Genomic DNA, 9391 nt, shown 5'->3' with positions numbered 1-9391 from the left:
GGCCTCCTGCACTGCGACCGCGATGCCTCGGGAGGCGGATACGCCCCGGTGGCTTCCGCAGATCTGGCTGCCGCAGAACTGGATGGGTGGTTGCTGGGGCACATCCATGCCCCCGATCGTTTCACCGCCGACTGGCCGGTGGGCTACCTGGGATCGGTGACCGGTCTGGATCCAGGCGAGACTGGCCTCCACGGTCCCTGGGTGGTTACCGTGGAGGGGAGGCGTATCACCAGTCTGGAGCAGTGGGGGATGGCTCCTCTGCACTGGGAGCGACTCGCTGTGGACCTCACCGATATCGAGGAGCCCGCCGAGGCCCAGGACAGGCTGCTCGATGCGGTGCGGGGACTGGACCGGATCCTCCTGGACCGGAGAGAGCCGCCGGAGGCGGCGGGACTCCACGTCATCTGTACGGGACGGACCGGACGACGCCGGGAGGTGGAGGCTCTGCTGGGAGCCCTGGATGGGGAGATCCTCTCCACCGGCGGGGCCATCCAGTACTTTGTCCACACCCTCCAGTACGCCACCAGACCGGAGATGGATCTTGAAACACTTGCCCGGCAGAGCAGTCCTCCCGGGGTGCTGGCCCGCCAGCTGCTGCTGTTGGAACGGAACCCCGAAGACCCGGAGAGGCAGGCACTGATTGAGCAGGCCGGGGGCCGTTTCCGGCAGCAGACCGGACAGCCCCGGTGGAAGCCTCTGGGTGAACCTGCCCTGGATGATGAAACGGTGGCGGAGCGGCTTCGCCTGGCGGGTCTGGAGGTGCTGGACAGGATGCTGGCCCAGAAGGAGGGAACCTCGTGAAGCTGGAACGCTTGGAGATCACTCATCTGCCAGGTATCCTGAAGGGCTTTACCCTGGAGGATATCGGCCCTGGCGTGACGGTGGTGACCGGCCCCAATGCCTCCGGAAAGAGCAGCCTGGTGCGTGCTCTGCATCATCTCATCGACGAAAGGGTGGAGGCGTCGGGGGGGTCGTTGCTCCTGGGGGCCGAGTTCCGTTATGGAGAGGAAAGCTGGTGCGTGCACCGGGCCGGCAGCGAAGTGGGCTGGCAGCGGGAGGGGCGCAGCGCCCCCCGCCCTCCTTTGCCCCGGGGCGAGATGCTGCATTGCTACTGGCTCTCCATGGGGGAGCTCATCCAGACGGGCGCCACCGAGGAGGAGATCCGACGGCGATTGCGGCAGGAGCTCTACGGCGGTTTCGATCTGGATGCCCTCCGCAACGATGCCCTCTTTACGGTAGGTAGACAGCACGGCCGAAAGGAGGAGAGAGCGTTACGGGAGGCGCAACAGCACCTGCGGCAGTGTTCCGAGGACTACGAGCACCTGGACGGTCAGCGAAAACGGTTGCCCCAGCTGAACCAGAAGATCGCGGAGGCTGAGGAAGCGGCCCGGCGGGCCGGGCAGGTGCAGCATGCCGTGGAGTGGAGCCAAGCGCGCCGGGAGCGGAAGGAGGCCGAGACCCGGCTGGGGCTCTTCCCCCCAGGCATGGACCTCCTCAATGGCGATGAAGCGGATCGTCTCCAGGAGCTGGAGGAACGCCGCGACGGGCTGCAGAGAACACGCCGCGAGACCGGGGAACGCTTCCGCCTGGCGGAGGAACGACGGGACGCAACCGGCGTCGCCGACAGTAAGCCCCCAGACGCTGCCATAGAGGCCTGCAGACGGAATCTGGCGGAGGTCAGGGAATACAGGACCACCGTTGACCAGCTTGCCGGGCAGCTGGACAGGGCCTGTGCGAGGGAACGCACCGCCGCGGAACAGCTCCGGTCCGGAGACGACCGGCGGCTCTCCATCGGTCCGGCGGAGGTTGATCAGGCTGTCAGTCTGGCCGAGCGGCTCCGTACGTCCACCCGCCGGGTGCGGGAGCTTCAGGAGAAAACCGAGGTTCCCCCTGGGGATGAAGAGCGTCTGGAGCGACTCAGAGAGGTTACCAGAGAGCTCCGCCGCTGGCTGCGTGCCTTCGACAGCAGCCGTTGTTCCCGGAGTCTCTGGGGTGGCGCTGCGGCATTGGCCGCTGCCCTGGCGGCCGCCCTGTGGGCCGGTCTGGACGGCGCTGTACCGGTGCTGATCTGTGCTCTCGCTGCGGCAGGCGGCTCCCTGGTGGTTCTCTGGCAGCTGGTGACCGGATTGCTCTCTCGACGGGAGCTGGAGCGCGGTGTCGCCGAAGGCGGAGACGCACCGGAGTCCTGGAACGTCGGGGCGGTGGAAGGACGGTTGGAGCATCTCGAAAGAGAGCAGACCGAAGGGAAGCTCCGGGCCGAGCGGTCCCGCCGTGCCGAGGCGCTCCGTGGTGATCTCAAGCGGGAACAGGAAGAGCTGGCCAGACTGGAAGAAGAACGACAGGCTCTGGCCGACAAGCTTGGATTCGACCCGCAGCTGACGGCGGAGGGATTCGCCCGCTTTGCCGGTCTTGTGCGTGAGGTGGACGAAGCGCGACGGGAGCAGCTGCAGCTCGAGAAACAGAAAGACCGTACCGAACAGGAGATCCGGAAGCGTCTGGTTCGGGCCTCCCGTTTTCTGTCGCAGCATTTCAACGAGCTGACTATTAATGATGCAGACACATCCACCGTGGAGGCAGCCTTCGATGCACTGGTTGCCCGGATGGAAAAACTCCGGGACGCGGAAGGCGAGATCGCTGATGCAGAGCGTGAGCTCCGGCGTCTGGATGGAGAGATCCGGCGGAGCGATGCCGCCCTTGCCAAGCTCTACGATGACGCCGGCTTGCCCCCCGATGACCGCAGCAGTCTGCTGGAGCGCTGCGAGAGATTTGCGGAGTACAAGCAGGAGCGGGAGACCTGGCACAGCGCCCAGGTGCGCGAGGAGGTGCGCCGTGACGATCTGGCCGGGGAGAAGGAACTGGCCGAACTGGTGGAAGCGGGCGATGACATGGCCCTGCAAACGCAGCTCCAGGAGCTCCGGGAGATTGCTGACCGGACCGAAGAACTCCGTGATGATCGCAGCTCTTTGCGGACAAAGCTGGAACAGGCGGGAAGCGACCGGAAGCTGGAGCGAGCCCGCCTGAAGCGGGACAAGGCCCGCGACGATCTGCAGGATGCCTTCGACCGGGCCCTCCATGCCGAGGCCTGCCGGTTTGTCCTGGATCATGTGGCCGAGGCGTACCGGACCGAGCAGGAGCCCCCCGTCATCGAAGCGGCCCGGGAGCGGCTCGCCTGGTACACCAACTACCGCTACGAGTTGCAGGTGGATGACACCGGGGCTATCCGGGTACGCGACAGCCTGCAGGATCTGCTCCAGGATCCGGAGACGCTCTCCACAGGGACCCGGATGCAGTTGCTCATGGCTCTGCGTCTGGCCTGGCTTTCTCTGCTGGAAGAAGAGGGCATGCCGCTGCCGGTATTCCTCGACGAGGCATTGACCACCACTGATCCCGAGCGTTTCCGGCAGATCGCCGTCAATCTGGCCGAAACGGCGGAGCGGGAGGATCGGCAGATCTTCTACCTCTCCGCCGAGAACGCCGATGTTAGGCGATGGGAATATGCTGTCGGCGATGTGGTCCACCACCTTGATCTCTCGGCGCTGCGCTTCGGTGGTTCTCCGCAGGATCCGGAGGAGTACGCCGTGACCGATCCGCAGCCGGTTCCCCCGCCGGAGGGGAGCTCCCCAGAGGAATACGCCGCTCTGATCGGCGTGCCAGCCCTGCAGTTGGGTGCTCCGGCCGACGCCGGAGATATCCATCTCTTCTATCTTCTGCGGGATGATCTGGCGCTGTTGCACCATCTGCTGGACCAATGGGGGGTGGACCGCCTGGGGCCTCTGGAGCGGCTGCTGGAGAGCGCCGCCGCACCCCATGCTTTCCCGGAGGATCGGCGGGAACAGCTCCAGGGGCGCTGTCGTATCGCCCGACTCTGTGTGGAGCTGTGGTCACAGGGACGCGGTTTCCCCGTGGACCGCAGCGCCCTGGAGCGCTCCGGAGCTGTCTCGGAGAGGTTTATCGACAGTGTGGCCGAGCTCGCCCGGGCCAGAAACGGCGATGCCGATGCGCTGATGGCGGCGCTCCGTGGCGGCGAGGTGCACCGTTTCCACAGGAGCAAGGCCGAGGAGCTGGCCGAATGGCTGGAGGCGGAGGGCTATCTGGATCCCAGACCGGTCCTGTCGCCGGAGGAACGCGAACGGGAGGTTCTGTTCCGGACAGGCGGGAGCGTGGCACCCGGGGAGGCACGTCGGATGGTGGCCGCCCTGGAGCAGCCGGCCGATTCGTGAGGCCGGCGGGGGTCACCCCCGCCGGCCTACCCCAGCGAGGCGTCGATGGTCTCGATCAGCCGGTGGACCGTGGCGAGGGTGGGGAGCGTGAGGCCGTGGGCGCTGCCCCGCTCCAGGACGGCGCCGGTGATGGCCTGGGCCTCGGTGGGGCGCATCTGCTCCACATCCTGGAGCATGGAGCTGCGGTTGCCCCGGGTACCCTCCAGCACGGCGACCACGCGCTGCTGTTGTGTGTCGGTGTCGAAGGGGTAGCCCTCGGCCCGGGCCACCGCGACGGCCTCGGCGCAGAGCCGGCGGACCAGTTCGCGGCTGGGTTCGTGCTCCAGCAGCACGCCGTTGGGGCGGCGCACCAGGGCGGTCACCGGGTTGATGGCTGTGTTGGCGATCACCTTCTCCCAGAGGGCGCCGAAGGGCTCGTCCAGATGGCTGGCGTTGAGCCCACGGATGTCCAGGGCGTTGGCCACCCACCGCAGATCGCTCCTGCCGTCGTAGGGGCCGAGGCGGATGGCCCCCTCCGTGCCGCCCCGGACCGCCCCCGGGGTGGGCTTGAAGGCTCCCCAGGTGCAGGTGCCCAGGGCCAGGCGGTCCAGTGGGCAGGTCCGGGCCAGGATCGCGCCGTTGCCCAGGCCGTTCTGGAGGCTCAGCGCCACGCCGTCCGGTTTGAGGAGCGAGGGGATGAGGGGCGCCACATCGGCGGTGGAGTAGGCCTTCACCACCACCAGGACGAGATCGGCCGGCTCCAGCGCTTCCGGTTCGGTGGCCATGGGGATGTGGAGGGTGTGCTCCTCGCCGGCGCTGTTCTCCCAGCGGAGTCCCCGCTGCATGCAGACCTCCAGATGCTCTCCCGGATGCTGGAGGGCCTGCAGCGTGGTTTCTCTGCCCGACCGGTCCAGCAGAGCGGCCAGGTGTCCCCCCAGGGCGCCGAAGCCGACGACGGTGACGATCATGAAGAGCGGCGCTCCAGTCCGTCGAGGATCTCCGGGTCCATGCCGTAGCTGTGCTCGTCGGCCGGGAAACTCCGGTCCTTGACCTCCGCCCGGTAGGCGGTCAGGGCCTCGCCCAGCACCGAGGCGCCGTCCAGGTAGCGCTTGACGAAGCGGGGGGAGACGCCGCCGCTGTAGAGCCCCAGTACGTCGTGGAAGACCAGCACCTGGCCGTCGCAGCCCACGCCGGCGCCGATGCCGATGGTGGGGATGGCGCACTCCGCGGTGATCCGTTCGGCCAGCGGCGCGGGGATGCACTCCATCACCAGAACGCTCGCCCCGGCCCTGTCGACGGCCAGGGCGTCGTCCAGCACCTCCCGGGCGCGCCCGGCGTCCTTGCCCTGCACCCTGTAGCCGCCGAGCAGCGTCGACGACTGGGGGGTGAGCCCCACATGGCCCACCACGGGGATCCCGGCGTTCACCAGCGCCCGGATGGTCTCGGCCCGGTTGACGCCGCCTTCGATCTTCACCGCGTCCACGCCGGTCTGTTTGACCAGCCGGCCGGCGTTGCGCACCGCCTCCCTGGTATCCACCTCGTAGGAGAGGAAGGGCATGTCGCCCACCACGAAGGCCCTGGGGCGGGCGCGCATCACGGCCGCCGAGGCCATGTGGATCATCTCCTCGGTGACGCCCACGGTGTCCTCCAGACCCTGTTCCACCATGCCCAGCGAGTCGCCCACCAGGAGCATCTCGGCGCCGGCCGCGTCGGCCAGCTTGGCCTGCCAGGTGCTGTAGGCGGTGAGCATGACGATCGGTTCGCCTTCTTCCTTCATCTGCTGGAGCTTGCCCAGGGTGATACGCTTCATGGTCTGTTTCCTCCTCTTTCTGCTGGTGGTTCCAGCTGCACGTTGTCGATCAGCCGGGCCGCGCCCACCGGCGCGGCGATGGCGGCCACAGCGGGCCGGTCCACGGTCTCCAGTGTCTCCAGTGTCTCGGCGTCGCGGATGTCCAGGTACTCCGGTTCGATGGACGCCTCCTCCCGCAGGGAGGCCAGCGCTGTCTCGCGCAGGGAGGCGGTGTCATCTTGGCCTTCGGCCGACCTCCTCTGGATGAGTTTCAGCGCCCGGTTGATGGAGGCCGCCCGCTGTCGTTCCTCCGGCGTGAGGTATCCGTTGCGGCTGCTCCTGGCCAGGCCGTCGGATTCCCGCACGATGGGGCAGCCGATGACCTCTACGGGGATGTGGAGGTCCCTGGTCATCCGCCGGATGATCTGGAGCTGCTGGTAGTCCTTCCTTCCGAAGTAGGCACGGTGGGGGGTGAGGATGTTGAAGAGCTTGGCCACGATGGTGCAGACCCCCCGGAAGTGGCCCGGCCGTGAGGCGCCGCACATGACCCGGCTGAGCCGCTCTTCCTCCACGTAGGTGGAAAAGCCGGAGGGGTAGAGCTCGGCATCCCCGGGGGCGAAGACCAGGTCGGCCCCTTCGTCTTCCAGGATGGCCAGATCCCGCCCCAGATCCCGGGGATAGCGCTCCAGATCCTCGCCTGGGCCGAACTGGGTGGGGTTGACGTAGATGCTGACCAGGGTGATCTCGTTTTCCTCCCGGCACCGGCGCACCAGCGATACATGCCCTTCGTGGAGGTAGCCCATGGTCGGTACCAGGCCCACGCTCCTCTCCTGCTGCGCCGCCCGGATGCCGCGTGCGCTCTCTATGGTTGCGGCGAACTGCACGGATCCCACCTTCTTTCACCAGTATCTATGGTAAAATACATATTTATAGGTTGCTATCCTGCCGGCTTCCGAAACAGGGCGACGAGAGACGGCTGTTGTGGACATTTTCCCCGTAGCCGAAAGGATATTCCGCATACACAACCCCTTTATCATACCATGCATCGAAGAATGTTGGGAAATCCCCCTGGTCTCCCTGCGGATGCCGGAGCGGCTGGGGGATCGATGAGCTTGTGTTCCGATGGAGACGCACGTGACGTGGCCGTTTCCATCCCAGGATATGTGGAAGAGGATATGTGGAAGAGGATAGGAGGGAGTTCTATGAAAGGATCTACGGAACGATGTGGACCACTCATGCTCGGTCTGGTCGTGCTTCTGGCGGGGATGTTCTGCCTGGCCGGCACGCCGGTGGAGGCGCGGGATTACGACTACTGGTACGTGACGGAAAACGGCGGGGGGAGCGGGGCCACCTCCGACGATCCGGCGGGGTCCTGGGATCTGCGCACCATCATTGAGGTGAGCGCCGATTCGGCGGACCAGGTGAGGGTGGCGGAGGGGACCTACAAGCCCACCTCCGCGGACGCGCCCGACAGTGTCGACCAGGCCCAGTCCTTCACCCTCGCCGAAGGGGTCACCGTACAAGGCGGCTGGGCGCCGGATTTCTCCGAGCGGAACCCCGACCGCTACGTGACCACCCTGAGCGGCAACATCGGAGCTCCCGCCAGTGACGACAACAGCTACCACGTGCTCTTCTGCAGCGGCGTGGCCTCCGAGGACAATATCGGCAACAAGACCCGGCTCCAGGGGGTGACCATCGCCTGGGGCGTGGCCGGCGGCGTGCTCAGCGGCGATGTGGGCGGCGAGGTGGACAGCGACGACTACACCGACCACTGGGGCGGCGGCATTCTGCTTTCCGGCGACAGCAGCCCCATCTTCGAGGACTGCACCGTCTCCGACAACTGGGCGAATATCGGCGGCGGCGTCTACTGCTACGACAGCAGCCCCAGCTACAGCGGCTGCACCGTCTCCGGCAACACCGCGGTGGGCCTGGAGGACATGGGGGAGGGCACCGGCGGCGGCATGGTGAACAACCTGGGCAGCCACCCGACGCTGACGGACTGCCGCTTCGAGGACAACCGGGCGACGCTGGGCGGGGGGATGCTCAACTACGGCGGCAGCCGCCCCAGTCTGGAGGGCTGCACCTTTGCGGGGAACAGCGCGGAGCTCGGCGGCGGCATGGGCAACGACGACAGCGACGCCGTGGTGTCGGGCTGCGTCTTCAGCGAGAACCGGGCCGTGGTGGGCGCCGGTCTGGTCAACGCCTCCTGCAGTCCCGACATCACGGGCAGCACCTTTGCGGAGAACGAGGCCGAGCGGTACGGGGGCGGGATGTTCAACGACCGGGGCCACCCCACAGTCGAGGGCTGCACCTTTGTGGACAACCGGGTGACCTACTCCGGCGAAGAGCAGCCCGCGCTGGAGCGCATGAGCCGCCAGGCCTACAGGCGGGCGCTCTCGGAGAACCCCCAGGGTCCCTTCGGGGCCGGCGGGGGCATGGCCAACGAGCGGAGCAGTCCCATTGTGGTCAACTGCACCTTCTCCGGCAACTGGGCGAACTTCGGCGGCGGCGCGATGCTCAACATGGACAGCAGCAGCCCGGTGGTGACCAGCTGCACCTTCACGGGCAATACCGAGGCCAGCACCCAGGAGATCGGCAGCGGGATGTTCAACGTCATGAGCAGCAGTCCCATGGTGACCAACTGCATTCTCGCCGACGAGATGAACAACGAGATCGTCAGCTGGTTCCTCAGCAATCCCAGGGTGACCTACAGCGTGGTCTTCGACAGCGCCCCCAACGAGCTGGTGGGCACGTCGAGCCACAACACCAGCGCCGACCCCCTGCTGGGTCCCCTGGCCGACAACGGCGGCCCCACGGAGACCTGCACCATCGCGGCGGACAGCCCGGCCTGGAACAGCGCCTCCCCGGACATCATGATCGCTGCCTCCAACGACATCCTCGATTCCGACATCTCCGCCGACCAGCGCGGCGAGCCCCGCCCCTTCGGCGACGGCTACGACATGGGGGCCTTCGAGCTGCAGGACTGGAGCTACGCCATCACCACCGACTGGACCGGCAACGGCAGGATCTCCCCGGACGATCCCCTTGTGGCCAGGGGCGGCAGGGTTTCCCTGGACGTCTCGCCGGACCGGGGCTACCGGATCACGGAGCTGGAAAGCGACGACGTCTCCCTCATGGGCGAGGTGACCGACCCCGCCGCAGGCCACACCGTGGTCTTCACGGATGTCCAGGCCAACCACACCCTGAGCGCCTCCTTTGGGAAGCGGAGCTACCGCATCACCGCCATCGAGGGCGCCCACGGCAGCGTGGTGCCTTCCGGGGACATCCGGCTCTCCTTCGACGAGAGCCAGACCTTTGAGATCGCCCCGGACAGCGGCTACGACATCCGGGTGGTCTCCGTGGACGGCCGCGGAGTGGGGACGCCCGGCAGCTACACCTTCGA

At 67.1% G+C, this 9391-nt stretch carries 6 protein-coding genes; 3 read left to right on the top strand and 3 right to left on the bottom strand.

Translation table 11 applies throughout. The features are described 5' to 3' along the window. Positions 1 to 801: hypothetical protein (locus tag K9L28_10645; GenBank protein MCF7936786.1), on the top strand; the 801-nt coding region annotated here is incomplete at its 5' end. Then, positions 798 to 4220 carry a hypothetical protein gene (locus K9L28_10640; protein ID MCF7936785.1) on the top strand — a complete coding sequence of 1141 codons (3423 nt, stop codon included), beginning with the start codon at positions 798 to 800 and terminating at the stop codon, positions 4218 to 4220. The genes K9L28_10645 and K9L28_10640, both read left to right, overlap by 4 nt. A gap of 26 nt (positions 4221 to 4246) precedes the next feature. On the opposite strand, the gene K9L28_10635 is transcribed toward K9L28_10640, so the two are convergent. From K9L28_10635 to panC, 3 genes are read right to left on the bottom strand one after another with little or no spacing between them, the layout of a single operon-like run. Next, positions 4247 to 5167 (bottom strand): 2-dehydropantoate 2-reductase, encoded by a 921-nt coding sequence (locus tag K9L28_10635; protein MCF7936784.1) that lies wholly within the window; start codon positions 5165 to 5167, stop codon positions 4247 to 4249. Beyond that, the gene (gene panB, locus K9L28_10630; GenBank protein MCF7936783.1) at positions 5164 to 6009 is read right to left on the bottom strand and encodes a 3-methyl-2-oxobutanoate hydroxymethyltransferase; all 846 of its coding nucleotides are present in this window, start codon (positions 6007 to 6009) and stop codon (positions 5164 to 5166) included. Before panB ends, K9L28_10635 begins: the two co-directional genes overlap by 4 nt. Beyond that, positions 6006 to 6872: a pantoate--beta-alanine ligase gene (panC, locus tag K9L28_10625; protein MCF7936782.1), complete on the bottom strand. Its 867-nt coding sequence runs from the start codon at positions 6870 to 6872 to the stop codon at positions 6006 to 6008. The genes panB and panC overlap by 4 nt, the downstream gene beginning before the upstream one ends. Positions 6873 to 7190: 318 nt before the next feature. On the opposite strand from panC, the gene K9L28_10620 reads away from it, so the two are divergent. Further along, positions 7191 to 9391: right-handed parallel beta-helix repeat-containing protein (locus tag K9L28_10620; protein MCF7936781.1), on the top strand; the 2201-nt coding region annotated here is incomplete at its 3' end.

The sequence above is a fragment of the Synergistales bacterium genome (assembly GCA_021736445.1).
GTDB lineage: Bacteria > Synergistota > Synergistia > Synergistales > Aminiphilaceae > JAIPGA01.
The sequence above is the reverse complement of the archived record's forward strand: the minus strand, read 5'-3'. Positions and strand labels throughout refer to the sequence as shown.

Coding starts and splice junctions, on each gene's coding strand:
- K9L28_10635 (MCF7936784.1), bottom strand. CDS start 5,167: ATGATCGTCACCGTCGTCGGCTTCGGCGCCCTGGGGGGACACCTGGCC.
- panB (MCF7936783.1), bottom strand. CDS start 6,009: ATGAAGCGTATCACCCTGGGCAAGCTCCAGCAGATGAAGGAAGAAGGC.